At 51.8% G+C, this 26,142-nt stretch carries 25 protein-coding genes, 3 tRNA genes and 2 pseudogenes; 5 read left to right on the forward strand and 25 right to left on the reverse strand.

All coding sequences use genetic code 11. The features are described from left to right. Window positions 1–98: 98 nt before the first annotated feature. Window positions 99–935, reverse strand: a complete 837-nt coding sequence (locus NZD89_RS20910; RefSeq protein ID WP_268004633.1) for a hypothetical protein — start codon at window positions 933–935, stop codon at window positions 99–101. A gap of 369 nt (window positions 936–1,304) precedes the next feature. On the opposite strand from NZD89_RS20910, the gene NZD89_RS20915 reads away from it, so the two are divergent. Continuing rightward, window positions 1,305–2,216, forward strand: coding sequence for a VanW family protein (locus NZD89_RS20915; protein ID WP_268004634.1), 912 nt, complete (start codon window positions 1,305–1,307; stop codon window positions 2,214–2,216). A 192-nt stretch (window positions 2,217–2,408) separates the two neighbouring features. On the opposite strand, the pseudogene NZD89_RS20920 reads toward NZD89_RS20915, so the two are convergent. The 5 genes and pseudogenes from NZD89_RS20920 to NZD89_RS20940 form a co-directional block, all read right to left on the reverse strand. Beyond that, window positions 2,409–2,522: pseudogene (locus NZD89_RS20920) on the reverse strand (DDE-type integrase/transposase/recombinase); the annotation flags it as partial. A 1,020-nt stretch (window positions 2,523–3,542) separates the two neighbouring features. Beyond that, on the reverse strand, window positions 3,543–4,508 hold the full coding sequence (locus NZD89_RS20925) for an NADP-dependent oxidoreductase (protein ID WP_268004635.1): 966 nt from the start codon (window positions 4,506–4,508) through the stop codon (window positions 3,543–3,545). 443 nt (window positions 4,509–4,951) lie between these two features. Beyond that, complete coding sequence (locus NZD89_RS20930; protein ID WP_268004636.1) at window positions 4,952–5,803, reverse strand: transposase; 852 nt, start codon at window positions 5,801–5,803, stop codon at window positions 4,952–4,954. Between the two features lie 7 nt (window positions 5,804–5,810). Next, window positions 5,811–6,335 (reverse strand): hypothetical protein, encoded by a 525-nt coding sequence (locus tag NZD89_RS20935; protein WP_268004637.1) that lies wholly within the window; start codon window positions 6,333–6,335, stop codon window positions 5,811–5,813. Window positions 6,336–6,692: 357 nt separating this feature from the next. Next, window positions 6,693–7,390: pseudogene (locus NZD89_RS20940) on the reverse strand (IS6 family transposase). Window positions 7,391–7,434: 44 nt separating this feature from the next. On the opposite strand from NZD89_RS20940, the gene NZD89_RS20945 reads away from it, so the two are divergent. Further along, window positions 7,435–8,295, forward strand: coding sequence for a tyrosine-type recombinase/integrase (locus NZD89_RS20945; RefSeq protein ID WP_268004639.1), 861 nt, complete (start codon window positions 7,435–7,437; stop codon window positions 8,293–8,295). 85 nt (window positions 8,296–8,380) lie between these two features. Here NZD89_RS20945 and NZD89_RS20950 read toward each other — a convergent pair. The 10 genes from NZD89_RS20950 to NZD89_RS20995 all read right to left on the reverse strand — a co-directional run bounded on the left by NZD89_RS20950 (window position 8,381) and on the right by NZD89_RS20995 (window position 16,441). Further along, window positions 8,381–8,470, reverse strand: a tRNA-Ser gene (locus NZD89_RS20950). Window positions 8,471–8,585: 115 nt separating this feature from the next. After that, window positions 8,586–8,660, reverse strand: a tRNA-Gly gene (locus NZD89_RS20955). A gap of 163 nt (window positions 8,661–8,823) precedes the next feature. Then, window positions 8,824–8,899 (reverse strand) — tRNA-Lys (locus NZD89_RS20960). A 162-nt stretch (window positions 8,900–9,061) separates the two neighbouring features. Continuing rightward, on the reverse strand, window positions 9,062–10,798 hold the full coding sequence (locus NZD89_RS20965) for an ABC transporter substrate-binding protein (RefSeq protein ID WP_268004640.1): 1,737 nt from the start codon (window positions 10,796–10,798) through the stop codon (window positions 9,062–9,064). Between the two features lie 310 nt (window positions 10,799–11,108). Further along, window positions 11,109–11,831, reverse strand: a complete 723-nt coding sequence (locus tag NZD89_RS20970) for a transposase (RefSeq protein ID WP_268004641.1) — start codon at window positions 11,829–11,831, stop codon at window positions 11,109–11,111. A gap of 11 nt (window positions 11,832–11,842) precedes the next feature. After that, on the reverse strand, window positions 11,843–12,442 hold the full coding sequence (locus NZD89_RS20975; RefSeq protein ID WP_488798536.1) for a transposase: 600 nt from the start codon (window positions 12,440–12,442) through the stop codon (window positions 11,843–11,845). Window positions 12,443–12,602: 160 nt separating this feature from the next. Beyond that, on the reverse strand, window positions 12,603–13,523 hold the full coding sequence (locus NZD89_RS20980; protein WP_268004644.1) for an ABC transporter permease: 921 nt from the start codon (window positions 13,521–13,523) through the stop codon (window positions 12,603–12,605). A 24-nt stretch (window positions 13,524–13,547) separates the two neighbouring features. Beyond that, a complete protein-coding gene (locus NZD89_RS20985) occupies window positions 13,548–14,447 on the reverse strand; it encodes an ABC transporter permease (protein WP_268004645.1) in 900 nt (299 codons plus the stop codon). Window positions 14,448–14,501: 54 nt separating this feature from the next. Continuing rightward, a complete protein-coding gene (locus tag NZD89_RS20990) occupies window positions 14,502–15,473 on the reverse strand; it encodes an ABC transporter ATP-binding protein (protein WP_268004646.1) in 972 nt (323 codons plus the stop codon). Further along, on the reverse strand, window positions 15,473–16,441 hold the full coding sequence (locus NZD89_RS20995) for an ABC transporter ATP-binding protein (protein ID WP_268004647.1): 969 nt from the start codon (window positions 16,439–16,441) through the stop codon (window positions 15,473–15,475). The genes NZD89_RS20990 and NZD89_RS20995 overlap by 1 nt, the downstream gene beginning before the upstream one ends. Window positions 16,442–16,774: 333 nt before the next feature. On the opposite strand from NZD89_RS20995, the gene NZD89_RS21000 reads away from it, so the two are divergent. Then, complete coding sequence (locus NZD89_RS21000) at window positions 16,775–17,245, forward strand: 3D domain-containing protein (RefSeq protein ID WP_268004648.1); 471 nt, start codon at window positions 16,775–16,777, stop codon at window positions 17,243–17,245. Here NZD89_RS21000 and NZD89_RS21005 read toward each other — a convergent pair. The 4 genes from NZD89_RS21005 to NZD89_RS21020 form a co-directional block, all read right to left on the reverse strand. Then, window positions 17,236–17,664: a DUF86 domain-containing protein gene (locus tag NZD89_RS21005; protein WP_268004649.1), complete on the reverse strand. Its 429-nt coding sequence runs from the start codon at window positions 17,662–17,664 to the stop codon at window positions 17,236–17,238. The genes NZD89_RS21000 and NZD89_RS21005 overlap by 10 nt on opposite strands. Further along, entirely contained in the window at window positions 17,655–18,158 is a 504-nt protein-coding gene (locus NZD89_RS21010; protein WP_268004650.1) for an NUDIX domain-containing protein, read from the reverse strand. The genes NZD89_RS21005 and NZD89_RS21010 overlap by 10 nt, the downstream gene beginning before the upstream one ends. Window positions 18,159–18,162: 4 nt before the next feature. Then, window positions 18,163–18,651 (reverse strand): divergent PAP2 family protein, encoded by a 489-nt coding sequence (locus tag NZD89_RS21015; RefSeq protein WP_268004651.1) that lies wholly within the window; start codon window positions 18,649–18,651, stop codon window positions 18,163–18,165. A gap of 65 nt (window positions 18,652–18,716) precedes the next feature. Then, window positions 18,717–19,799: a M42 family metallopeptidase gene (locus NZD89_RS21020; protein WP_268004652.1), complete on the reverse strand. Its 1,083-nt coding sequence runs from the start codon at window positions 19,797–19,799 to the stop codon at window positions 18,717–18,719. Window positions 19,800–19,966: 167 nt separating this feature from the next. Here NZD89_RS21020 and NZD89_RS21025 point away from each other — a divergent pair, with 167 nt between their 5' ends. Continuing rightward, the gene (locus NZD89_RS21025; protein ID WP_268004653.1) at window positions 19,967–20,293 is read left to right on the forward strand and encodes a YunC family protein; all 327 of its coding nucleotides are present in this window, start codon (window positions 19,967–19,969) and stop codon (window positions 20,291–20,293) included. An 87-nt stretch (window positions 20,294–20,380) separates the two neighbouring features. On the opposite strand, the gene NZD89_RS21030 is transcribed toward NZD89_RS21025, so the two are convergent. Continuing rightward, the gene (locus NZD89_RS21030) at window positions 20,381–21,628 is read right to left on the reverse strand and encodes a glycosyltransferase family 2 protein (RefSeq protein ID WP_268004654.1); all 1,248 of its coding nucleotides are present in this window, start codon (window positions 21,626–21,628) and stop codon (window positions 20,381–20,383) included. Window positions 21,629–21,827: 199 nt separating this feature from the next. On the opposite strand from NZD89_RS21030, the gene NZD89_RS21035 reads away from it, so the two are divergent. After that, on the forward strand, window positions 21,828–22,466 hold the full coding sequence (locus tag NZD89_RS21035) for a DedA family protein (protein WP_268004655.1): 639 nt from the start codon (window positions 21,828–21,830) through the stop codon (window positions 22,464–22,466). Here NZD89_RS21035 and NZD89_RS21040 read toward each other — a convergent pair. The 4 genes from NZD89_RS21040 to NZD89_RS21055 form a co-directional block, all read right to left on the reverse strand. Beyond that, window positions 22,439–23,686 carry an HD domain-containing protein gene (locus tag NZD89_RS21040; RefSeq protein ID WP_268004656.1) on the reverse strand — a complete coding sequence of 416 codons (1,248 nt, stop codon included), beginning with the start codon at window positions 23,684–23,686 and terminating at the stop codon, window positions 22,439–22,441. The two genes, NZD89_RS21035 and NZD89_RS21040, sit on opposite strands and share 28 nt — an antisense overlap. Before the next feature lie 88 nt (window positions 23,687–23,774). After that, window positions 23,775–24,128, reverse strand: a complete 354-nt coding sequence (locus NZD89_RS21045) for a HesB/IscA family protein (protein ID WP_268004657.1) — start codon at window positions 24,126–24,128, stop codon at window positions 23,775–23,777. Between the two features lie 60 nt (window positions 24,129–24,188). Beyond that, on the reverse strand, window positions 24,189–24,659 hold the full coding sequence (bcp, locus tag NZD89_RS21050; RefSeq protein ID WP_268004658.1) for a thioredoxin-dependent thiol peroxidase: 471 nt from the start codon (window positions 24,657–24,659) through the stop codon (window positions 24,189–24,191). Window positions 24,660–24,671: 12 nt separating this feature from the next. Continuing rightward, window positions 24,672–26,132, reverse strand: coding sequence for an aminotransferase class I/II-fold pyridoxal phosphate-dependent enzyme (locus tag NZD89_RS21055; RefSeq protein ID WP_268004659.1), 1,461 nt, complete (start codon window positions 26,130–26,132; stop codon window positions 24,672–24,674). Between the last annotated feature and the right edge of the window lie 10 nt (window positions 26,133–26,142).

Below are 26,142 nucleotides of genomic sequence, written 5' to 3' on the forward strand. Positions count from 1 at the left end.
ACCAATACCATTGTCACGTTTTGTAAATGGGTGATTGATGGAATATAAAATGGGGGTGTCCCAAAAGGGACACCCCCCATCTATGTGCGTATGTTTAATTAGTTTGACGAACTCGCACTTGAACTGTTATGCCCCTGTCCAAAACCTCCCTGTTGGGTCAACATTTGGCCAATTCGAAAACTGAAATTGTTAAGTATGGTCTGCTCCTGTGTAGATGTTAGTTTCCCATTGCTAACTGCCTGATCGAGTTGTGTCTGAAAATTATTCGTCAAGTCTGTTTCGAGCGTCTGTTCGGATATTCCTTGGTTTTGTGCGATGTCGAGAATGGATTGCCCGCTTTGTAAATCAGATTGAAGAGTGGATTGGCTGATTCCCAAGATACTCGAAAGGTTACTTAATTGACTCTGCTGTCCTGCATCAGACGATGATCCCTTTGACCAAGAACCTTTTGTTCCACTAGTTGCTCCAGACCACTTTCCGTTACCTTTTTGAAATCCACCTGTATGTTCAACCATTTGTTGTACGTGTGAATCGAGATTGCTCAAGATATTCTGTTCCTGAGCCGATGTCAATTTTCCGTTTTGTACAGCTTGACTCAATTGGGAAGTCTCAGCAGATTCAATGTCAGAGACGAGTGTTTGTTCACTAATTCCCTGATTTTGAGCAATTTGGGCCAAAGACTGCCCTGCTTTTAAATCAGACTGTAGTGTTGTTGAACTGATGCCAAGAATATTAGATATATCACTCATCCGAGACGTACGATTATTTTTTTGTGATGTCTTTTCGGTTGCGTTTTTAACCACCTTATGATGGCTGGATTTTGTGGGTGAAGCGTGTGTATGTGTATTTGTCGCAGCAAAGACAGTTGCTGTTCCTAATGCACTAACTGCACCCAACGTTAAAATCGAACTTGTAATCATGGTCTTTATTTTCATCTGGATCGTACCTCCAAAAGTTGTATGTATTGCTTACCACTAAAAATTGTAGGCGTTAAAAATTGAATCATGGTTGAAAATATCTTCGAATTCCTATTGGATTTTCTTGTCGGTATAATTACCGTGCAAATATTGCCTCTGAGAAACCCACCATATATGACGCAAAGAAGAAAAAGTAACTCTGTAATCACTTCGTATACCACAGTGATTCAAGACAGTCCATATTCGTGGTGATTGAGGAACACCTTTTTGTCGACCATTGACTTCACATTCGAGATAAAATAAATCCGGCGTCTGGAACCCTTCATGAATTTGGAGATGTTTGGGTAAACTCCCCGAAGATAAAAATGTGGGGGGTTACGATGAAATATGCATAGGATTTGTTTGACTGCTGCTGGTGTAGCAATCGCTTCGAGCGTGTTGTGCAGAGTTGCCTCTCCTGCTGCATTAGCGAACGCGTCGAAGGGAGTTGTGACTTCGCATCATATGGAGACACCACAATTATTAAAAGGCGGCGTAACTCCTGATACGCCTCCCATACATGTTCCACCGATTGGAACAGAGCAAGCCAAAAAGTTGAGTCTGGGTTATCTACTTGCACAGCAGACAACCAATTTCAATCATGCGAGTGCCTCTCAGGCTAAGAATATAGCGTTAGTGGCGCGACGGTTGAACGGTACCGTTGTAAAGCCGAACGGAGTGTTTTCGTATTATGCTACCGTGGGACCCTATACTGCTGAGAATGGATACCACTGGGGACGGGCCTTCTCGGGGGATCGAATCATTCCGTCGATGGGTGGCGGTGTTTGCCAGGGGGCCAGTACGCTGTACTCTGCGCTTCTACGAACCGGACTACCTGTGATTGAACGACATGCACACTCACTCAAAGTCCCGTATCTTCCACCGGGTGAAGACACGACAGTTGCCTCTACTTATTTAAACTTTCGCTTCCGCAACAATCGATCTACACCTATTTTGATTACGGCCAAAGCCGATGTGACAAAACGACTTATTACGGTCGAACTGTGGGGTGCCACGCCTGCCCCCGAGATTACCGTTCATCACAAGATATTAGCGATCTACCCCTATCGGACAATTTATCAACATGACTCAAGTCTCCATGGGGAAGAATCCAGAGTTTTGGCTCCGGGACAAGATGGGATAAAAGGTCAGACTTGGTTGCAAATTAAAACTGAAGACGGGGTGAAAACTAAGGATCTAGGAATTGACACCTACAAGCCAAGCCCACGTATCATTGTAGTGGATCGTGATTTGGACTAGGACATCAAAAAGGTTCTGGTGCAAAAATCAAAAGAGGTAGAGATAGAGCCTAAAATCGTTGATGTGGGGTTATGCAGCGAAGTGGAAAAGGTCACTAATAAAATCTGCGATGGAAAAGACAGGTAGGTGAAGTGACTGAACCTGTTCTTTCCTTATCATGTGTATAGCCTCAATTCCCTTGATGGTGTAGTCGGCTTTTCTAAAGAATCGCTTTGCAGCTTTGACACCTCGATTCGAAGACAGCATGAAGTCAACAGTTTGCCCTTTAGAGTCTACTGCTCTATATAGATAAGTAAAAGAATCCTTATGTGGTTGAGGACCGAGAATGGCTAGATGGAAACCGGAAGTTCCGCGAGACGATGAAGGTACAACAGGCCAGATTTATTCAGAAGTTATACGGATTGTCCAAGAATTGGGGGCACTACAGAGTTCACGTTGTGCAACGGCAAAACGGCCGCTGTAGCATTTGTGAATGTAAACTGACACGCCGAAACACGCATGTCCATTACCTATCGCGCACGGCAGGAGAGCGTTCATCCGAAAGGGAATTGATACCAGACAATCTTGTTGCCTCGTGCATCCCATGCTATAGGCAAATGCGACAGCAGCGCATACGTAACTGACCAAACGGGTCGTCCTGAGCTACGTGCAAACACAACTACTTTGAATGGAGATCCGGATGCGGTGAAAGTCGCAAGTCCGGTTCGGGGAAGGGCTCGGGCGTCTAACTGCCCCTTTCGAGGGGCGGGTCGGCCCCTATTCTACAGAAGGCAGGGTTCTGCATTGGGTGGGGTAATGACAGCAATCGCGATAATCGGTAGTCTGCACTACCCTAAAATGAACTTAGTTGTGGAATATGTAAAAAGTTTACCCGATGATGCGGTTGTAATCAGCCGAGGTACCAGAGGTGTCGACCATCTCGCCTTTGTAACCGCACATTTTCGTGGGCTTCGTTGCAGGAGGTTTCCTGCGAATTGGGACACTCTCCATATAATCGCGATTGTGCCGGGTCCACGAACTCCTTACCGAATCGCCCGTGGATATGACAGGAAGCTTTGTGGCCCCGGCAGCAGCGAACAGGGGAGAAGATGAAGCGAGGAATTACGCGAGGTAACTGGCGATCTTTTCGCGATCGAACGACAGTATTTCCTTTGCCACTGCATATGCGCAGACGCGAAGATGCGCGCGGGAATTGCAACACAGTTTGTCCGCCGCTTCCCCGAACTCACCGTTTTAAGAAAACAGGACTTGCAGGTCGGGTTCCTGCGTCCAGATCGGACGAGTATTCATCCTCATCACCAAGGATAACTACTAGCACAAACCAACCTATGATACGCTTCGAGCCGCCGACGACCATTCAACTCGGTCAAATCGCAGCACAATTTTCCCCCGCGCATGATGCGACTCACTAAGCGCATGTGCCTTCGCCGTCTGTTCCAGTGGGAATACCGCCCCGACCACAGGGCGAAGCTTCCCCTCTTCGACCAACTGCCCTAGACGAGCCAGCTTCTCTCCGTCTGGCTGCAGGAAAAAGTATCCCGTCCTAATCCCAGCCGCCTTCGCCTTTGCCTCGTCCGGGGGCGACACGATTGATACCAGTATGCCTCCCGGCGCGATCACGCCGAAGCTCTTCTCCTGCACCGCACCGCCGATGGTGTCAAAAACCACATCACAGGCAGACGCTACTTGTGCAAAATCTTCCATGGTGTAGTCAATCACCTCATCTGTGCCATACGCCTGGACAAACTGCACGTTGGCAGTGCTGGTTGTCGTCAACACGCGTGCTCCAAACGCTTTCGCCAACTGGATCGCGTATATCCCCACACCCCCTGCCCCAGCGTGCACCAGCACCTTTTGCCCCGCCGAGACATGTGCAATTTCATGGAGTGCATCCCAGGCAGTAAGCCCTGCGAGGGGAATCGATGCCGCTTCTTCAAATGTGATGTTCTTCGGCTTTAGCGCGACCAACGATTCGTCGACGGCGACCAATTCCGCATAGGTTCCGTTGCGATCGGTCGCGGGTCTGGAAAACACCGCGTCACCCGGCTTGAACCGGGTCACGTGGTCTCCAATCCGCTCCACAACCCCCGACACGTCCCAGCCGAGAATCAGGGGGAATTGATACTGCAAGCGTGACTGCAAGTAACCCTCCCGGATCTTCCAGTCTACTGGATTGACCGATGCCGCATGTGCCCGAATTAGCACGTCTTTGGGTCCTACTATCGGATTCGGAAGTTCTCCATATTTCAGCTGCTCGTGTCCGCCATATGCTTCGATATACACAGCCTTCATTTCCATTCCCCCAATCCAAGAGATAGCGTGCCTCCCGTAAAGTATTTTTACTCTCGGCTGCGCCAGCAATGACTGGAATAACATCATACTTTTCCGCGACTATTTGAGGAAACACCTGATACGCAAGTGAAAACATGAATCTCAAGCAAAAGTTGGCAATTGAAGCTTCCGACCAACAAACATGTACCGACCTTAAGGGTCCATTTATCCAGTCAGTGTTAGAAAAGGCAAGGGAAAAAACGAATGAAACATTCTTAAAATAGCCTCTCGGCATTGGAGTCTTGAAAAGTGAGATAAATCAGGTGGAATTCCAGAAATCCGCTGGAAATCGACGGTTTCATGGTTGTTGGGACGATGTTCCATGAAAAAGGGTATAGCAAACAGAGCGATGACGATCCGATTTTCAAAAAGTCATCGCTGGAGATGGTATGATTGGGGTATTCTCAGGCTGACAAGAGCATCGATCTCAGGTCTAGATTGCTCTCTTGGTACCAAGCGTCCATGTGTTGACACATGGCGATACCGTAGATGCGGACTGTCCACATCATGGTACTGCGATGCTTGACAGCTTCGAGGTGGTAATCCTCTTTTACTCGCTTGTTGCTACGCTCGCAGGTGGTTCTGCGTTTGTAGACATTGACCCACTCGTTGCTGTTGCGGGCAACGGGTGGGAACAAGCGAGGATTGTGTTTGGTGTATGTGTGAACGCATCTTCCGTAAGGTGAATCGGAACAAGGCGTATCACAAGTCACCACGCCTTTTACGACGAGCGGACAATAGTATTTGCGTCGACCCCGTGTACTGTCATATCCACGGTCTTTCACCTCCAATCCCTTCTTGCAGAAGGGGATCCCAGTTGGGGAAAATGTGATGTCATCCTTCTGAACTCCTTTACTTCCTGTACTGCGCAAGTTCAAATCAATGAACGGCTTAATACTTCGCGAATGAAGGTACTCGTAAATTGGCAGCGCGTCGTGTGCAGCGTCTAAAATTGCCTTGTCCCAGGTGTAATCAGGAAAGCGTTCAACATACTCGCGGGCACTAACCACCCACGATGTCGCATCATGGCGGGAACCTCGCTGCAACCTGGGATAGAGCGGCAGGTCGTAGGGGCTATCGGCGGCAACAAATGTATAAAGGTGATAACCGAAGAAGTATTTGTTTCGATAACTGTCCCTCCCCATGTCACAGTCGGGTTGGGAGTAGATACGATAGCACCTGCATGGTACAACGCCGAGTTCGCGACAGTTGCAAAGTCGCCGACTGCGAACTTGGGTAGCTGTCTGAAGTGGCATTCCATCGCTAGCAATAGAAATTACCTAATAAGCTGGATTTCGCAGAGACGGCAAGAAATTGACGTTGAAATAATCTAAGTAGAACGTCGAAAGGTTGGACCTTGTTGCTGGAACGCTTCTGTAGTTGAGTTATTAGTTTTGCGATCTTGCTGTACGCTTTGGTGGGTGCCTTTTCACCCTTTTTGCCACCTTTGATTTTCTTACGGTTGAGTCTGTGTTTGGGTGAAAGATTTGCAGAATTACAAGACCACAACCGTCGGAAGAAGCCGTAGAACGTACCAACGCCTGGCGTTTGCCCGTACTGAAAGCCGCTAAGGATAGCATACAATGGGCAGCGCCGTAATTGATTGACCCACTCTGTGACAGATGGTTCTCCAACCTGAAGCATGAGCAGATACGAACGCAGTAAGTCGGCAGGGTCAATGGACTTTGGACCACGACACGAGAAATTTTCTTGGAGTAAGTTAAACGTGCCAGAGAGGTCGGTGATCCAGAACTTCTTAACAAGTGACCAGTCTTTGGAGACAAACAAAGCGACCCATTTGCATAGTGAATATGCAGTTGTTGCTGAACGAACGATTGGTACTGCTCATGAGACCTGACCACTGGCAACATAATGTAACCCTAATTCAGATGAGATAGAGCGGTTAGCCCTTCTCGGGGATTGTTGGGGTCATTCTGAAAAGTCAAGTGAAATTTGGTGTAAATACCACAGTTTCTTCTCCTGGCGGCAATGAATTTCCAATTTTGAATTGTCAAGTGGGGTAAATGAAGATGGGGGCAAACGAAGATTCCCTCAAGGACAGAACCCCTGGGGAATCAGTCAAATCGGTTCTGGTGCAAAAATCAAGAGAAGGTATAGATGGAGCCTAATATCGTTGATGTGGGGTTATGCAGCGAAGTGGAAAAGGTCACTAATAAAATCTGCGATGGAAAAGGCAGGTACGTGAGGTGCTTTGACCTGTTCTTTCCGTATCATGTGTATAGCCTCAATGCCCTTGAGTGTGTAGTCAGCAGTTTGAAACGATTTGAACCCCATCATCGGGTTCGTGATTTTCTTGATGAATCGATGATCTTGTTCAACAATGTTATTCAGGTATTTCGTCTGCCGGATTGAGGTTTCTTGCGGTATCTCCCTTTCGTCCTTTAATTGCTGTAGTGCCGGGGGTAAGCAGGGTTTTTATCTACGGTGATGACTCGCGGCGTTTGATTATGCGGCGAAGACAGTGCTTTTCTAAAGAATCGCTTTGCAGCTTTAACATCTCGACTTGAGGACAGCATGAAGTCAACAGTTTTCCCTTTAGAGTCCACTGCTCTATATAGATAAGTCCATTTTCCCTTCACTTTAATATAGGTTTCGTCAACTCTGTAGGAATCGGTGGTCGGCTTCAAATAACGTCGAATACGCTTGTCCAACTCTGGACCGAACTGATGGACCCATCGTATGATTGTGGTATGAGAAACCTGAACTCCTCTTTCTTTTAGCAGTTCGACGATGTCCCGGTAACTTAAGCTGTATCGCAAATACCACCGAACCGCCATTAGGATAATATGAGTTTCGAAGTGCTTCCATTTGAACGCATTCATAGCATGTCAGCCTCATCCCTAAAATTTATCCGGACAATACTAGCATGCCTGGTGTTTTTGCACCAGAACCCATCAAGACATCCGAACTGCGGGCAGACCATGTTCAGAAATTCTACAACACCCTGTTTGCTAATAATGGCGTTGACACTCCCCGCCATGTTCACTGCGTACTGCATTCCGCATTAAATCAAGCGGTTAAATGGGGGCTTGTTAGTCGCAATGTTTCTGACCTTGTAGATGTCCCCCGCGCCCAACGCCGTGAAATGCGTCCACTTAACCCTAATGAGGTTCAACGTTTCTTTGAAACTGCACGCGATGACCGTTATTATGCTTACTTTGTTCTTTTGGTAGACGCTGGTCTTCGTCCAGGTGAGGCACTAGCTCTAACGTGGGATGACATTGACCTGAAAAACGGCATTGTACACGTTACAAAAGCTATGTCTACAGGAAAGTCGAAACGCTATTTTGGTGAACCTAAGACACGGAAGTCTCGACGGAGTGTTCATATCACGGATGGAACTATAGCCACCTTAAGGGCACACAAGGCACGCCAAGCCGAAGAGAGAATAAAAGTAGCGGAGTATTGGGAGGACAAAAATTTAGTTTTCCCCAATGAACTAGGCGACTACTCCGATGGGACGAAAATATCAAAACGTCACTTCAAACCAATCTTGCGTAAAGCCGGATTGCCTGAAACAATTCGAGTCTACGACCTTCGCCATACAAGCGCCACGCTACTTATGGCTGGTAATGTCCATCCTAAAATCGTTGCAGAACGGTTAGGCCACTCCACTACAAACCTTACTCTGGACACGTATAGCCACGTCGTTCCCGGTATGCAGGAACAAGTACTGCAAGTCATGGGGACGCTACTTGGATCACAAAAGGCACACAAAAACAATTAGGCACACTGAAGGCACACAAGAAAATAACAACGCGGGTTCCAAGGAACAACCAAATTCCCGAGAACCCGCGTCATTATTGGCTTTTTGGCGGAGAGGGTGGGATTCGAACCCACGGTGCCCTTGCGAACACGGCGGTTTTCAAGACCGCTGCCTTAAACCACTCGACCACCTCTCCATGGTGGTTGGTTACCTATAACCGGGATTCGACAGTCAAGTGCTGCCAGGCATCTGACTTATGTCGGTTCCCCGAAGGGAATCCTCGGTTGCGAAGCGCGACTTGCGTGCCTCTGTGGAGCGGAAGACGGGATTCGAACCCGCGACCCTCGCCTTGGCAAGGCGATGCTCTACCCCTGAGCCACTTCCGCACAACTAGCAAACCGAAGACCGCACAAAATAATATACAGGACATGCACGCTACCTGTCAATAGAAACTCTTCTCGGAGGTTACATGGTCGGATGGGAACAGCTCACGCCCTAGGTTCAAAAAAGAAGGCAGCTCGTATGAGCGGCCTTCACGGGTGATGCGTGTGGTGAGCCATCCGCGACTCGAACGCGGGACACCCTGATTAAAAGTCAGGTGCTCTGCCAACTGAGCTAATGGCTCACGTATAAATAACCGTATAAGTATATCACGGGAATCCAAAACTATGCAATGTGGTGCAGAAGCAGCGACTACGGAGAAACGACTTGAGCCCAGGCACTGAAAACAAAACCGGCCCCGCGAGAAGCGGAACCGGTCGATGGCCGATAAGAATCGTATGGAGTATTAGCTGTTGTGACCTGGGTCGACCCAGATGGAGCCAAATGGATCATACATGACTGGACTGGTGTAGAAGCCGTGCACCCAAGACTGCACACAGTAGTAACCGATGTTTTGGATGGTTGGAATCCACGCTGCATCGGACATGACCTTGTTGATCACCTGTCCGTACAGCTTGTCGCGCTCTTGAGCGTCGGTCGAATACTCAGCCTGGTTGAGCCATTGATCAACTTGTGGGTCAGAGTAGTTGTTCATGTTGTTTCCTGCAGCAATCTGATTCGAATTGAAGAGTGTGTTCAAGAAGTCAGATGCGTCTGGGAAGTCCTGAACCCAACCGCTCTGGTAAACCTGAGCGGTACCGGACATCGCCTTGGTCAAGAAGTCCTTCCATGTCACTTCATGAAGGACGACATTGATGCCAATCTGCTTCATCATAGACTGGAATGCTTGGTCTTCCTTCTGAGCCGTGTCGGTGTTCTCATCCCACATATCGACGGTCAAGCCGTTCGCGTAGCCAGCTTCCTTGAGAAGCTGCTTCGCCTTCGAGATGTCGAGGCTGTATGTTGCACTCGGATCTAGATTCTGTACATAGCCTTCCATCGTGGATGGCAATGGCTGGTTCAGACCCAGGACAGCACCGTTGTTGATCTTGATAAACTGGCTGTCGTCAAATGCGTACTCCATCGCTTGGCGTACCTTCACGTTGCTGAGCGGGTTTGGTTTGCCATTCAGTACAGGCTTAACGTTCAATCCGATATAGTAAATAGAGTTTTGGTCCTGCTTGAGCACCATATTCTTGTACTTCGGCGAGTTCATGATGGTCGGGAATTGAGCAGTCGGGATACCGTCCCCGCCCATGAGCCATGGGCTCATAAATGCAGTCTGCCCTTGTTCCCAGTGCAGTGCGTCGACCGTACTGTTGTTATTCACATTGATGGTGATTTTATCGAGATAAGGCAGTTGCTGTCCGTAACTGTCTTTCTTCCAGTAGTGCGGGTTCTTGACCAGGACCGTTTGGTTCTGATTGTTCGTCTGAACCTCAAACGGGCCGGTACCCATCGCCTCCGTGGTATCCATTGCGGCGTTGCCCACTTTCTTGACGAACGCAGGGTCAACCGCAGAGGCAAACGGCATTGCGAGAACCTTCAGGAAGAACTGCTCAGGTTTCACCAACTTAATGACCAATGTGTTTTTATCTGGTGCGGATACACCGCTGATGGTTTTAGCTGTGCCGTTGTAATACGCTTGAGCACCCTGGATGTCCATGAAGAACTGGTTGCCAGGAGATGGTTTCGGCTGCATGTTCTTGTCGAGCAGTCGTTGGAACTCGAAGACGAAGTCTGAGGCGTCCATCGGATCTCCATTCGAGAACTCTACGCCTTGTCGGAGGTGGAACGTATAGGTCTTGCCATCCGGAGAGACGTCCCAGCTCGTAGCGAGGTCAGGCACGATGGTATACGTGTTCTTGCTATACGTAATCAGCGTGTCGTAAACTGCCTCGTCTACTTCTGCAGACGTCGTATCAAACGCGATAGCCGGGTCGAGGTCTGGTACGGCTTGTGTGGAGTCGAGCGTGATGGAGCCGCCTTCAACCGGCTTCGAACTCGACGAATTGGATCCCGTTGACGAGCTGCTTCCATTCGATGCTGGCGCTGTGCTGTTGGTGCCACAGCCCGCGAGAAGAACGCCGACCATACCGATAGACGCTACGGTGGCGAGCCCCTTCTTCCATGATACTGACATCACATTTCCCCCGTTCTATATATCTTGTTCTGGAACTCTTCGATTTGCTCAGAGCCTTCGTGGAGTACTGTCTACTCTGTCTGTTTGAGTTAATCGAAAATTACAATCATCAGAACGATTTAAATTATAAAGTGAATCTGCTGGGTACTCAAGTACTTTTCATAGAAAAGCACAGAGAATTTTGTCGAATAAAGTAGAAACATAGAAAAAGGGGGTGTCCCAAAAGGTATTTCTATGCCTGGCGGAACACCCTTCTCTGTTGTTAGGACTATGTTCAACTAAGAAAATACGCAACGAAATGGCGGCGTTCCTAGGCGAGGGACGCTGCCACTTTCAGTAGGTTATGCGCAACACTCACCAGCCCCATTTCGATGGTGACTTTCGGAATGCCCCGCAGGAGGAATCGTCTAAATCCCCGATTTCCTTTGATCTGACCAAACACGCTTTCCACCTCCACCATTCGCTGTACGGAGAGCTTTCGCCCACGTTTGCTTGTCAAGTTCGCTCGTGCTCTTTGCTTGTGCTCTTGCAAAGTTACACTGACTCCAATTTGGCGGTTGTTTTTCGATTTGGTGCATTGATTCTTGAGAGGACATGTCCCACAGGCGTCGCACTGGTAATAGCGTTTTTTCGATGAGTAGCCTGCCTCCGTTTTGACCGTTCGTCCGTACCGAAACGTCAGTCGCTGATTGCCAGCGCAGATGTACTCATCTCGTTCAGCATCGTAGATCCAGTTCTCAAACCGACTAATATCATTTTGGAAACGCTTGGTTTGCTCTTGATAGTATGTATTGAACTTTACGAAGGCTTCTATCTCTTCATGTGCCAACCATGAGTAGTTCTCTTCACTACCATATCCGGCATCTGCTATCACGGATTGGGGTAAGATGCCGAACCGTTCCCACATTTGTTCAAAATGGGGAATGAGGCAACGCGTATCGGTCGGTCTCTGGTGAATACTAAATCCAACAATGAATTGATTTTCCGTTCCCACTTGGACATTGTAACCAGGCTTAAGTTGTCCGTTCTTCATGTGGTCTTCCTTCATCCACATGAAGGTGGCATCCGGATCTGTTTTGCTGAAACTGTTACGGTCCTGAAATGTAGCTTGCTGCATTTCGTATTTTTCACATCGAGGCAGGTAGTCCTTACGGATTTTCCGTATCGCCTTGCGGAGGGGTTGTTCTTTGGGGATTCACTCAGCTGTTGCTCCAGAGAGGTCACCGCCGTATCCAACTGTTCAGAAGTAATAGGCTGGTCCTGGTCCTTTCCCAACTCCTCCAGATCTCGTTCTCCGTATTCTCGTTGTTCCTGTTGGTTTGCTTGCTCGATTTCCGTCAGCAACTCCCGGATTTGTGCTTGTAACCGAGACTGAAAACGGTCTGTGGATTTCTTCCAGACAAAGGTGTAGCGATTCGCATTCGCCTCAATTTTGGTTCCATCCAGGAAGTAATGCTCGAACTTTACGTACCCTTCGTCAATAAGCAGTTCAAGTACCGCTGCAAAAACTTGTTCTACAATGTCCTTCATCCGTTCCGAACGGAACCGATTAATGGTACGGAAGTCGGGCGTTTGACGCGTGCTGAGCCACATAAAATGAATGTTCTCCCGTAGCGCCTTAGCGATCTGACGAGAGGAGTAAATTCGTTGTGTTACATTTTACCGAAATGAGCGATTTCTTTTTGTGTACAAACAGTAAAATTTGAACATATATAGATAAAACGGGGCGCCCCTCAGTACCGAAGTACTTTTGGGACACCCCCATCAGTTTGATTGAGCTGTTGCATAAACTTCTTCTCGCAGATCAGTCGTAGCGAATGCGAGGATCTACGAATCCGTACGCGATATCCACGAGGAGGTTGAACACGACCACGAACACGGCGAGGAGCAAGACAGTGCCCATAATCACGGGAATGTCCTGGTTGCCGATAGCCTGGTAGGCCAACATACCCATGCCGTTCCAGTTGAACGTCTCCTCAATGAGGACGACACCAGCGAGCAGCGTGCCGATATCGATGCCGGCAAACGTAATGACCGGAATCAAGGCGTTGCGAAGCACGTGGCTGTAGATCACGCGCCGTTCGCTAGCGCCCTTGGCGCGAGCGGTGCGCACGTAATCCTGATTCATCACATCTAGCATCGTCGACTTCAACAGGCGCAAGTAGTAGGCTGCACCCGTGATGCCGTAGGTGATGGCCGGGAGAATCAAGTGATAAATACCACCTGTTCCACCGAGTGGGAAAATTGGGATCTTGAAGCCAAACACAATCAACAAGATGAGTCCCAGCCAATACACTGGAAGCGAAATACCAACGAGCGCCAAGGCGCTGATGACGACATCGCGCACTTTATTCGCGTGGCGCGCAGTGTAGATGCCGAGCGGAATGCCAATCACGAGCTCCATAATCCAACATCCAAGAGCCAATTCAGCCGTCGGTCCCATACGTCCGGAGATCTGCGACATGACGGATGTGTGGAAAATGTACGACGTACCCAAGTTGCCTTGGAGCAAGTTCCCCATGTACTTCAGGTACTGTTCCCAGATGGGGAGATTGAGGCCGAGATCGATTCGAATTTGTTCGACGGTCTGCGGCGTGGCGTGTGGACCGGCGATGATGCGGGCCGGATCCGCTGGCACTGCGTAAAGCAGCAGGAACGCAATGATGGAAATGCCGATTAACACGATGATGGCTTGCCCGATACGACGGATAATATATGCACCCACGTGGACGCCCTCCTTTCGTCTACCTTACTGGCGGGTCATGGACTGAGGGTCGAGAATATCTCGCAGTCCATCACCAAGCATGTTAAATCCAACAACGGTAATCACAAGTGCAATACCTGCGCTATACAATTCCCATGGAGCATACGTATAGGTTGTTAGACCTTCTTGAATCATGCCGCCCCAGTCCGGTGTCGGAGGTTGAATGCCCATACCAAGGAAGCTCAGGCCAGCCGCTGCCAAGATGTTCGAGCCCACGTTGAGCGTCGAAAGCACGATGACTGGGCCGAATACGTTTGGCAGGACGATGCGGAACATAATCCGCCATTCGGTCGCGCCAAGCGCTCTGGCTGCTTGAACGTATTCCAACTCGCGAACCTGAAGAACTTGACCGCGCACGACGCGGGCCATGACGCCCCAGCCCAAGATACCAATGGTCAGCAAGATGTTCCAAAGGCTTGACCCGAGGATGGCGACGAGTGCCAACGCGAAGAGCAAGAACGGGAAGGCGAGTACCGTATCGGTGATGCGCATGACCAGCGAGTCCACCCAGCCACCGAACACACCGGCGATAAGCCCCAACACGGTACCGACCACCAAGTTGATAATCATCGACAAGAGACCAATGAGCAGCGAGATGCGGCCGCCCCAGATGACGCGAGACAACACGTCGCGTCCGTTGCCATCCGCCCCTAACGGGAACATGCGGGATGGCCCAACAGGGATACCCTGGTCATTCAAACCGCTGTTAAACGTTTCAATCGGGCTGTGCGGCGAGATCCACGGGGCGAGAATCGCAATGAGCCCCATGACGACGATAATCAAGGCACCGATATAAACCAAAGGATAGCGTTTCAGTGATTTTTTAAACTTGCGCATTCTAGCATTCGACGGTGCATGTGCCACTGCACCTACATTTGTCGACATAATGTTACCTCCCTCATCCCTGGTACCGACGATGCGCGAGTACCTTTGTGTGACTTAATACAGGTGGCACGCGACCTGGTGATTTGGCTTAACTTCTTTCCAAACCGGCTTTTCGCGCTTACAGATATCCATGGCCATCGGACAACGAGTGTGGAACGGACATCCAGTTGGCGGGTTTGCCGGGCTCGGCAGGTCACCCTGCAAAATGATGCGTTCGCGCTTAGCGTCAGGGTCAGGAACCGGTACGGCAGACAACAACGCTTGCGTGTATGGGTGAAGCGGATCGTCGAACAGGTCATCGCTCGTCGCCGACTCCGCCATATTTCCGAGATACATGACCATAATTCGATCGCTGATGTGACGAACGACACTCAGGTCGTGCGCTACGAAGATATAGGTCAGATTGAAATCTGTCTGAAGGTCTTCCAACAGGTTCAACACTTGGCTCTGGACGGACACGTCGAGCGCTGCAACCGGTTCGTCGAGAATGATCAGCTTCGGGTTCAACGTCAACGCCCGAGCGATGCCGATACGTTGGCGCTGGCCGCCAGAGAATTCGTGTGGATAGCGGCTCGCGTATTCAGGGTCCAAGCCCACGCGGTCCAACAAGGAGCGAACGCGCTCTATTTGGCTAGAACGGTTGCCGATATGGTGAATCTGCATTGGCTCCATGAGCGTCTGCGCGACCGAGTTGCGCGGGTTTAAGGACGCATACGGATCTTGGAAGACGAGCTGCATCTCGCGGCGCATGGCGCGCATTTGAGATTTTGATAGCTTCGTGACGTCCTTGCCCTCAAAGATCACCTTACCAGCAGACGGTTCAAGGAGGCGAAGGACACTGCGGCCCATGGTCGACTTACCGCAGCCCGACTCGCCTACGACGCCGAGGGTTTCACCCGGATAGAGCGTAAAGTCCACGCCATCTACCGCGCGAACGTGACCCACCGTGTGGCGGAACACGCCGCGTTTGATGGGAAAGTATTTCTTCAAGCCTTCGACTTGCAAAAGTGGTGTTCCCTGCGCCATTATTGACCCCCCTCTTGTAAGAAACAACGTGATCTGTGGCCATCCTCGACCTCGAAAAGATCAGGGTTGTGTGCAACGCACTTGTCCATCGCAAACGGACAGCGAGGTGCGAATCGGCACCCATCCGGCATGTTGCGGACAGATGGAACGTTCCCTTCGATTGGCTCTAGGCGTTTGCGCTCGCCCGTAAGTTTCGGTATCGAATTCAACAGACCGCGCGTATACGGGTGCTGTGGATTTTTGAAAATCTTGCGAACAGGGCCTTCTTCGACGATTCGCCCCGCGTACATGACGGCGACGCGATCACAGGTCTCTGCGACGACGCCTAAGTCGTGCGTGATCAGCAAAATCGACGTGCCGTTCTCCTTCGCCAACTTCTTCATCAGTTCGAGAATCTGCGCCTGAATCGTCACGTCGAGCGCAGTCGTCGGCTCGTCCGCAATCAAGAGCGACGGATTGCAGGCCATGGCGATGGCAATCATCACGCGCTGGCGCATACCACCCGACAATTGGTGCGGATATTCGTCAACAATTTGCTCTGGGCGCGGAATGCCGACCCGTTTCAGCATCTCGATAGACTCTTTGCGCGCCTGGCTCGCGTTCATGCCCCGGTGCAATAGAAGCGTTTCTCCGATTTGCCTGCCAATTTTGTGAACCGGATTGAGCGATGTCATTGGCTCTTGGAAAATCATGCCGATTTCGTTGCCGCGAACGCGCCGCATCTGCTGTTCAGTCAATTTAAGCAGATCGCGATCTTGATATACGATCTCGCCGCCCACTTTGGTAGGTTCCTTGAGAAGCCGCATGACGGAGAGTGACGTGACACTCTTGCCGCAGCCAGACTCGCCCACAAGTCCTAATGTCTCTCCTGGTGCGATGTGAAAGTTTACTCCCTGAACGGCCTTGTAGTATTTTTCGTCAATTTTAAATTCGATCTGTAAGTCTCTCACTTCGAGTACGTTCGACACAAATTTCCCCTCTTTCCCTCAAAACAATCAACAGCGACCTATCTAACAAAGCGCCACGTATCTATGGAAAATATTAGAGAGGCCAAAAAGACTTAACTTTTTCACAAGGTTAATAAAACTTCATAACGGTTAAACAAGTCAAGTAGAAGTATAACAAGTTTTCTTTAAAATCGTAACGGAGATTTCTGGAACTCAAAATTCCCGCACGATTCAGGTATGCCATAATTTGGTTGTATTGTGTAAAACGGATCCGGTAAATGTAGTGATATGGACATAAAGAAGGTATTTCCACGTCGACTCTGGTTTGTGTGTACCATGCTGGTGACATCTGCGATGGGTCAAACGCCAATCGCCTTTGCACATGTGGAAGATCATCTGTATCTCTCGGATCGAGCGGTTACAGTGGGTGGAAAGGCATATGATTTAAGTCAGTACCATCCCACGAAAGCGACCTTCCTGCTCACGGCATACAATCTGGACCGGCGTTCTACTGGCAAGTCCCCAGGTGAACCCGGGTATGGAATCACTTCAACAGGGACACTAGCAGCTACGGGCAGGACGGTGGCAGTCGATCCACACGTGATCCCGTACGGTTCATTGCTCTACATCGACGGAATTGGATGGCGAGTTGCCGAAGATACCGGTGGTGCCATACGCGGCCACCACATCGACGTGCTCGTCGACAGCCAGCAGAGTGCCCTTCAATTCGGTGTAAAGCACGACTGCGAGGTGGAGGTGTACGCCCCCGTCGCTCCACAGCGCGACGTTCGCCCTATCAGCAACTCACGGTTTTATCACAGTTGAACAAACCGAGTGATGTGATCGGCAAACGGGGCGAACAGAGGCGCATACGTTTCGATGGCGGCGCGTACTTCGCCCGGTTGCACGTTCGCGTGATCTCGAATAAAACGAGCGCGCAAGTCGAATACCCCGTAGACGGCGGCAAACCATTCCTCGGGCAATACGTCCTCTTCCACGAGTACTTTGAGGATGTCCGCGTATCCGCCCGGATCACGCATGACTAAGGCATCGATGATAAGCGTTCCGATGTCTGTCGTGTACTCGACACTGGTGTGGAGTGCGCGCTCCGCAGCCAGACGCCACGTGAGGTCCCTTTCCCACGCATCCTGCCGTTTTGCAAGCGCCAGCATCCAGTCCGTCCGCTCTTGAAGCCCCATCAGCCAGGTGCGAATTTGTTCCTTCTGCGCTGCTGTTATAAACATGCTTCGCTGACACTCCCCGTATGTAAGACGCGCTCGACCGTCGGCCAAACGCGCTGGTAAACGATATCCTTCATGATTGGGCTCACATTCTGCCGCGTCCGTGCGCGAGTCGGATCAAGCACAGGATGAAACACCTGAACGTCGTCGATCTCCGATGTGTTGGGACGCGCCCTGACGTCCACGACGTCGGCGACAAACACCCATTTGGGGACGACTTGTCCCTCGAATACAATCTGATATTCGGCGATCCAGAAAACGGCCCCCAGTTCCAGCCCGGCCTCCTCGTACGCCTCGCGCCGCACCGCACCCAACGCTTCCTCGCCTGGTTCGAGCTTGCCGCCAGGAACCTCCCACCCGCGAATCGGGTGGTGAACCCAGACGAGATTGTGGAACAGCACGGGAAAGATGAGTACGGAGTGCGGTCGTTCACAACACTGATTCCGGTTCGTATGCAGTCCAAAGGCGCGCGGCCACGACGAGACATCGCCCTTCATGAGATCACCACCACTTGCCGAAGCAAATGCCAATGACGAGTCCAATGAGACCACCAATAAAAATTTCCATCGGCTCGTGACCCAGGATCTCCTTGAGCCGCTCGCCTTCCATGTGTTCCGTCGCAGCCGGTTCCTCGGTGGAACGTTGCGCAAACTCCATTGCAATGCGGTTGAGCAAGGTCGCGTGTTCGCCAGCATGGCGGCGGATACCGCCGGCGTCGTAGAGCACGATGGCGGCAAACACGACCGCAGTGGCAAACACGGGCGATTGTGGGCCTACGACGAACCAGAGTGCGCCCGCGAGAGCCACGACGCCCGCGGCGTGCGAACTCGGCATCCCGCCTGCGTCGATGACTTTGTGATTGTCCCACAGGCGCGTGCGCACGAAATGGATGGGTACTTTTAACGCTTGGGTGATTAAGATAGCACAAAGTGCAGCCATTAGCGGCGAATTACTCCATAGACCATGCACAAAGTGCGGGACGTTTGACATGAATGTGTTGCCCTCCCCGATTAGGGCGGGCGCCATTGAAGGGCGCCCTTTTATCCACAATCACTTTACCACTGTTGAATATCCTTGACCACTGTGCTATCCAAACGCTTGACCAACTCGGTCAGGAGTCGGACGCCATTCTCAAAGTCATCTTCGTGGAAAATCGCGTTGTGGCTGTGAATGTATCTCGTAGCATAGCCAATTGCAACGCTCGGGACCCCGGAGGCGTGCAGGTGGAACGAACCCGCATCGGTGCCGCCGCCGGAGAGGCTCTCTACCTGAACAGGGATGTTTGCATCGCTGGCGGTGTCCAAGACAAAGTCGCGGAAGCGGTTGTTTGGAATCATCGATCCGTCGAACAACATCAGAAGCGGCCCTTTACCGACGTCCGCCAAGTGCGCACGCTCGTCCGCAGGTACGCCAGGCGTGTCTCCCGCGATGCCTACGTCGAGTGCGATCGCGATGTCCGGGTTGACCTGATGGATGAGCGTCCGCGCGCCGCGCAGACCAACTTCTTCTTGCGTCGTGGCCCCGGCGAAGACGATGTTCGGATGCGCTTGTCCTTGCAAGTCGCGCAGCACTTCGAGTGCAGTCGCACAGCCCAGGCGATTATCGAGTGCCTTGGCTACGAACATCTTCGAGTTGGCCATCTGTGTAAATGGGCTCCACGGCACGATGGCGTCCCCTGCCCGAACGCCCATCTCCTCCGCTTCCTCGCGGCTAAACGCACCGATGTCGACAAACATATCCTTGATCTCGACGACCTTCTTGCGCTCGTCGGCCGGAAGGATGTGGGGCGGTTTCGACCCCGTCACACCCACGATGTCACCCTTGCGCGTCTGCACGATGACGCGTTGTGACAGCATCACCTGAGACCACCAGCCGCCGATGGTCTGGAACTTGACAAATCCCTCATCTGTGATGTTCGTCACCATCATGCCGATTTCGTCTAGGTGCCCTGCAATCAGGACGCGAGGCCCATTCGCATCGCCGGTTTTCACGCCGACAATCCCGCCCATATTGTCCCGTTCTATCCGCTCGGACAGCGGTGTCAAGTGCTTTTCGTACACCTTTCTGACATTCGACTCATAGCCTGAAATACCGTGTACGTCACACAGTTCTTGAATCACTTCAATGCGCGATCCCAACAGCTTGTCCCTCCTGATTTGTTCAAACTTCGTGAATTATACATCAGATGTATGGTATCACATCTCAATTCCGAGTACAGATACCTGATAAGGATGGAGCAGGAAACGATGGCGCGTTGACCCGAATATGTTGAAGCGAGCGAACACCCAGAAGGAGGTACGTCGAGATGATGGACGTCAAGCCAATCGAAGTACAAGGATACCGCTTTGTCGCCACGCACGTGGCATTGCCAAAGACGAATCTGTTGACCATCAGCAACGACACCGGTTATATCATGTGCGGTGCGTTGGATATTACCCTTTTGCGCGAACAACTCGCGGACAGAGGCATCATTGCCGCTCGTGCAGTCGGAGTGAGGACGATGCAGGAATTGCTCGACGGTGAGGTTGAAAGTTGCACGCAAGGAGCGGAAGCCATCGGCATCGTACCGGGCATGTCAATGCGCGATGCGCTGGCGAAAATCGGTGCGGCAGAGACTCAAGCGAAACTCTGACGAAGGCGGAACGGAGGATGTAAAAAGAAGCACATCGCTGTGTAAACGATGTGCTTCTGAATCGTGCACCGCGTATTGATGCAGTGTTTAACGGCTGCGCATTTGATCCAACCGGATGGCGCGCTTGTGCACGGTATGTGACCACTTGCGATTGGCCTTTGTAAAGAAGGCCTGCAAGGTCACAGGTCCCCAAGTCCACAAAAAGAACGGTAAAATTGGCAATCCGAAATACGCCCGCCAATTGACGCGCTCGAGCAACAGTGCGATCGGCATCTGAAGGTACATAAACACGTTCACACCCACCCAGAAATCCGTGGGGAGCAAGTGAGTGACTTGCGCCATCACTGTATCCTTTGGCGTTGAGATCTGTAAGAGCATCATGATGGAGGTTAGGAACAGGATGAGAAACCGAGCCGGCTGGAATAGATAAATGCCCGCGTCGAGCTTGACCAGACTGCCCTCTCGCAAACCTTGTCGGAGCAGCGGAACCATGTGGTGCCGTGCGCAGTGGAAATGTCCTTGCATCCACCGCAGCCGCTGTCTGAACGAGGAGAGGATATCGGTCGGTTTCTCGTCGTACACTTTGGCGTCGTGCGCCCAGATTGGGATGACACCGCGTTCCACGCAACGAACGCCAAATTCTAGATCCTCTGTAAGACCTGTGGCCTCCCACCCCATCTCTTGCAACAGTGGGTAGTCAACGCATAGACCGGTCCCTCCAAGAGAACACGACAAGCGCAAGTTCTGCCGAGCCTTTTGCCACATCCGATTACTAAACCAATAAGAAATTGCCATGGAAACACTAACCCAGGTATCAAATGGGTTCTTGATCCCGAGGTACCCCTGAATAACTTTGTGACCGCGACAAAGTTTGTCGTTCATAATGGTCAAGAACGCAGGATCTACCAAGTTGTCCGCATCAAACATGACAATCGCATCGTATTGTTCACCAGACGCTTGGAAGCGCTCCAGTATCCACTCTATGGCGAATCCCTTACCTCGCTTCTCCTTGTCCTCCCGTTCGTGCACAATCGCACCGTGGAGGCGTCCAACATCTGCTGTATGATCCGTGCAGTTATCTGCAATCAAGTGCACATCGAACAATTCAGCCGGATACTCCTGTGCCTTCAAGCTGTCAACGAGCGGACCTACAACCCGTTCTTCGTTGTGTCCAGGAATGATGACGGCAAAGCGCTTCTTCGCACCATGAATAACCTTTTCCTTCCGGTGCCAGAATCCAAAGACGGACATGATAATCTGATACACGCCAATGGCCCCGGTGAAAAGTTGCATGAACACGTACACGACATTCAAAATACCGTGAAGCAGGGACATGCACTAACCCTCAACTTTCTACGTCAGCCTAAAGACGTGGAGCGTGCTGACAAGATTTCTCCAAGCCATCCCCATCATTTTGGGGATAATCCAAACCCTTGTCAACGTTAATTCCTGTCGAAATCGGTCACCTCGACCGCCGTTCACTTTTTTGACCAGATGAGTTACGATAACCAAGTCTTATGACAAGGTATCAAATATGTTACCACGAGAAACGGAGGATTTCGACGTGTCCGGGCTTAGTGTGCTGATCTCCCACTACGGAAATACAGCCATCTTCCTACTCATGATGATCGAGAGTATGTGCGTCCCTATCCCTTCAGAAGTGATCATGCCGTTCGGCGGATTCATGGCGGATCAGGGCCTGCTCAATCTTTGGTCGGTCGTCGTCATCGGCACCGCCGGCAACGTGGTGGGCGGCATCATCGCCTATGCCGTGGGAAGATACGGTGGACGACCGCTCATCCAACGGTATGGAAAATACATACTGCTGAGCGTGCACCACTTGGATAGAGCCGACCATTGGTTTGAGCGATACGGTGAAATTACGGTGTTCTTCGGCCGGATGGTACCCGCCGTCCGCACGTTCGTGTCGCTGCCGGCAGGTGTCGCCAAAATGTCGGTGTGGCGCTTTATCCTGTTCTCGGTGTTGGGATCGCTTCCGTGGAACCTTGCGATGACTTATGCTGGATTCCAGTTGCACGCGCATTGGAGCGCCATCGAAGAGAAGCTGAAACCATTGACGTACATCGGCGCCCTCATCCTCGTCGTCGCTGTGCTAGTCTTCTGGTTTCGCCGCAACAAACCGCGTCACAATCGCGAGAACACGATGGAGTGAACGCGATTTGAAAGAGGCTCGTTGTCACTTTCGAGCATCTCTTTTGGAAGGAAGAGGCGATGTTCTTGGCTTGGGACAAGTGTGCGAATCAGTTTCGACACCTGGCTCAAGTCCGAGCATTCGCCGAAGTCGTTGAGCAGCGTTAACCCCTGCCCAAGCACCTCATACCCCGGTATCGTCGACACCCGCTCCGTTACGTAGTAATCTGGAGAGAATCCCATCGCCTTCGCCATCGTTCGCAAGGCCGCCCACTCACTCACCGACGCCCCGTCCCGCACAATCGGCGCGAACAGCCGCCGCGTCAGAAATCTGTCAGCCAGATCTGACAGAATTTGATCAGATGACGTCGACCACTGATGAAACGCATACAAAAGGACCGACTCATCCAGCCTCAGATAGGATGCCACGCTGACCTCTGATCCGGTTAACACAGGCAGGAGCGCTTCTGGGATCTCGATAGCCACCCCGTCCGCGAGCAGATGCTTCGCTCGGCGCAATATATTTTCCACTAGCACGTCGCTGCCGACGGTCACTGGGTGCAGATATACCTGCACGTACATGAAATAGCGCGCGAGCAGATATTGTTCCACCGTATGTAAAGACTGTCTCTTGACGTAGACGCGCTCGTCCTGAACCGTCAGCGAGCGAATCAGGCGGGCGAGCTCAAACCGCCCGTACGAGACGCCAGTGGACAACGCGTCTCGCAACATATAATCCATCCGATCCACGTCGAGCTGACTGGATACCAACGCCTCGATGGCCAAGAAACGACCATCCTTCTGCAGGATGGAGACAAGGTCCTTGGCAAAGTCGGAGTCCACTGTGTCGAGAACCTGACGCAGCGCATCGTCCTCCAGCATGATGCGATGCGTCCACCGTTCGTGATGAACGCCGAGGATGGATTCGAAAGTGTGGGAGAACGGCCCGTGCCCCAAATCGTGTAGCAGTGCCGCAGCGAGGGCGAGTCTGCGTGTGCGCGGGTCACTCGGCCAGCCACACTCGCGTTCGAGGTGCACAAGGACCCGCCGCATCGTCTCGTAGGCGCCTAAGGAATGTGCAAAGCGCGTGTGCTCCGCTCCATGGTAAGTCATGTAGGATGTACCCAGTTGGCGGATCCGCCGCAAGCGTTGAACCGCAGGCGTGTTCACGAGCGCCCACAGCAGGGGGTCGTCGAACAAAATTTCGTCGTGTACTGGGTCTTTCAGAACTTTCTCAAACACGAGGCCATCGCTCCATCGAATTAAGATGCACCAGAGGGCCTGGGGCAAATCGCCCACAGGCCCTCTGGTCATGTTCTATCGCGCGTGATCAATCGCAGGACCCCGGCTGGCCAGCTGCGGTAGCAGTGCGAAAACTGGAACCACAACCGCACATAGAGGTCGCGTTTGGATTGTTGATTTTAAATCCCTGGCCGGTCAGGTCGTCGATGTAATCGACCTCGGAACCATCGATGAGCTCGAGGCTCTCGCTGTCGACGACGACCTTCACGCCCCGGATGGAGAACACATGGTCATCCGGTTTCTCAGTATCCAGCGCCATGCCGTAACTGTACCCGGTGCAACCTCCGAGCTTCGTGTATAAGCGAAGTGCGTCCTCAGCCGGTCCCTGAGCCTCGATCATCTCCTGGAGTTTCTGTGCTGCCGTCTCGGTGAGCGTAATCATGAAATCACTCCCCTTTCACTCCTCATTATACGCGCACTGCCAAGCCGTCGCATCCGCGACTCAAACGAGATCGCGGACCTTTGCCAACACCTCGTCGACGTGGCCGTCCACTTTGACCTTTGGGAAAATGGCCGCAATCTTCCCGTCTGCATCGATGATAAACGTCGTGCGCTCGATCCCGATGCTGGTCTTCCCGTACATATTCTTCTCTTTGAGCACACCATATGCCTCACAAATCGCGCTATCCTCGTCGGCGAGCAGTGGAAAATTGAGGCTGTACTTTTCGCGAAACTTCTGGTGCGACTTCGCAGTGTCCCTTGAGACGCCGTAAATCGCTGCCCCTGCCTCGGCGAACGTCGCGCTCATATCGCGAAACGCACACGCTTCCTTCGTGCAGCCCGGCGTGTCGTCCTTCGGGTAGAAGTAGAGCACGACGACTTGTCCCTTGAGACCTTCTAAAGACACCGTGTTCCCATCCTGGTCGATGGAAGAAAAATCTGGTGCCACATCGCCTACGTGTAATTCACTCATGTGCGAACCTCCTCACGATTCGTTACAAACCACTTTAATCAGCCGAATTTCCGGGTCGTCTGGCCCCTGAACCGGTAAGCCCGCCCGAAGGTTTGCCTCGATGTAATCGATGTTGTCCTGCGTGATGACTTCACCCGGCAACAAAATCGGTATGCCCGGTGGATAGACCATCACCATCTCCGCCATCGTGCGTCCGACAGAAGCTTGCAGCGGAACGATTTCAGTCTTGGCATAAAATGCCGATCGCGGAGACATTCTGAGCTCCGGCATCGACGGCAGTTGGACGACGACTTCACGCTTGCCCTGCCTATCCTGATATGCATGGGCAATCTCGGTGAGTGCGTGAACCAACGCATCGATATCCGCTTGCTCGTCTCCCCACGAAATGATGCACAGTACGTTGTACAGGTCGCTGAGTTCTACTTCTATATTGTAATTCTCACGAAGCATTCGTTCCACATCATAGCCAGTCACCCCTAGGTCTTTGACGGAGATGGTCAACTTCGTCGGATCTAGTGCGAAGGTGGCACTGCTGTTCAAGCACGATTCATCGAGGCAGACGAGCCCTGGCACTTCGTTCAGCCGGTGTCTGGCCTGCAGCGCCAGATCGATCGCCTTCGAGATTCGCTCGTGGCCGTGCGCCGCCAGCTCTTTTCGCGCAACGTCGAGCGAGGCCAACAGCAAATAAGACGTGGACGTCGTCGTGAGCATACTCATGACCACTTGTACGTGTCTCGGGTCAATCATGCCTTCCCGGATGTTTAACACACTCGATCCGGTCATCGACCCACCGAGCTTGTGCACGCTGGTCGCCGCCATGTCGGCACCGGCCTGCATAGCGGACAGGGGCAACGCCGAGTGAAATCCGGTGTGTACGCCGTGTGCTTCATCCACCAGCACAGGAACCCCGTAACTGTGCGCTACGTCGACGATGCGTTCGAGGTTGGCGGAGATGCCGAAGTACGTCGGATTGATGACGACGAGCGCCCGCGCGTCCGGATGCGCCACTAGCGCATCGGTGACCACCTCGACGGACAAGCCATGCGAGATGCCAAAGCGCGCGTCCACCTCGGGTAGCAAGAAGATGGGTTGAGCATCTGCGAGAATGATGGCGGTAAGGACAGATTTGTGCACGTTCCTCGGAACGAGAATCTTATCTCCGGGCCCCACCGTCGAAAGCACCATCGCCATGATGGCCGTACTCGTCCCTTGCACCGAAAAGTACGTGTAATCTGCGCCGAACGCCTGTGCCGCCAACTCCTGTGCGCGCTTGATAGCCCCTGTCGGATGGTGAAGGTCATCGAGTGGCGCGATATTGATGAGATCCAGCGACAGGGCCTGGTCACCGACGAACGAGCGAAACCTCGAGTCCATTCCCCGGCCGTGCTTGTGACCTGGGATGTGAAACTGAATGGGTTTTCGCGTTGCGTGGTGAAGCAATGTATCAAATAGCGGTGTTTCGTTCTGGTTCAACGAATCCGTT

The organism is Alicyclobacillus fastidiosus (assembly GCF_026651875.1).
GTDB lineage: Bacteria > Bacillota > Bacilli > Alicyclobacillales > Alicyclobacillaceae > Alicyclobacillus > Alicyclobacillus fastidiosus.

Coding starts and splice junctions, on each gene's coding strand:
- NZD89_RS20910 (WP_268004633.1), bottom strand. CDS start 935: ATGAAAATAAAGACCATGATTACAAGTTCGATTTTAACGTTGGGTGCA.
- NZD89_RS20915 (WP_268004634.1), top strand. CDS start 1,305: ATGCATAGGATTTGTTTGACTGCTGCTGGTGTAGCAATCGCTTCGAGC.
- NZD89_RS20925 (WP_268004635.1), bottom strand. CDS start 4,508: ATGAAGGCTGTGTATATCGAAGCATATGGCGGACACGAGCAGCTGAAA.
- NZD89_RS20930 (WP_268004636.1), bottom strand. CDS start 5,803: ATGCCACTTCAGACAGCTACCCAAGTTCGCAGTCGGCGACTTTGCAAC.
- NZD89_RS20945 (WP_268004639.1), top strand. CDS start 7,435: ATGCCTGGTGTTTTTGCACCAGAACCCATCAAGACATCCGAACTGCGG.
- NZD89_RS20965 (WP_268004640.1), bottom strand. CDS start 10,798: ATGTCAGTATCATGGAAGAAGGGGCTCGCCACCGTAGCGTCTATCGGT.
- NZD89_RS20970 (WP_268004641.1), bottom strand. CDS start 11,831: ATGAAGAACGGACAACTTAAGCCTGGTTACAATGTCCAAGTGGGAACG.
- NZD89_RS20985 (WP_268004645.1), bottom strand. CDS start 14,447: ATGTCGACAAATGTAGGTGCAGTGGCACATGCACCGTCGAATGCTAGA.
- NZD89_RS20990 (WP_268004646.1), bottom strand. CDS start 15,473: ATGGCGCAGGGAACACCACTTTTGCAAGTCGAAGGCTTGAAGAAATAC.
- NZD89_RS21000 (WP_268004648.1), top strand. CDS start 16,775: ATGGGTCAAACGCCAATCGCCTTTGCACATGTGGAAGATCATCTGTAT.
- NZD89_RS21005 (WP_268004649.1), bottom strand. CDS start 17,664: ATGTTTATAACAGCAGCGCAGAAGGAACAAATTCGCACCTGGCTGATG.
- NZD89_RS21010 (WP_268004650.1), bottom strand. CDS start 18,158: ATGAAGGGCGATGTCTCGTCGTGGCCGCGCGCCTTTGGACTGCATACG.
- NZD89_RS21015 (WP_268004651.1), bottom strand. CDS start 18,651: ATGTCAAACGTCCCGCACTTTGTGCATGGTCTATGGAGTAATTCGCCG.
- NZD89_RS21025 (WP_268004653.1), top strand. CDS start 19,967: ATGATGGACGTCAAGCCAATCGAAGTACAAGGATACCGCTTTGTCGCC.
- NZD89_RS21030 (WP_268004654.1), bottom strand. CDS start 21,628: ATGTCCCTGCTTCACGGTATTTTGAATGTCGTGTACGTGTTCATGCAA.
- NZD89_RS21035 (WP_268004655.1), top strand. CDS start 21,828: ATGTTACCACGAGAAACGGAGGATTTCGACGTGTCCGGGCTTAGTGTG.
- NZD89_RS21045 (WP_268004657.1), bottom strand. CDS start 24,128: ATGATTACGCTCACCGAGACGGCAGCACAGAAACTCCAGGAGATGATC.
- bcp (WP_268004658.1), bottom strand. CDS start 24,659: ATGAGTGAATTACACGTAGGCGATGTGGCACCAGATTTTTCTTCCATC.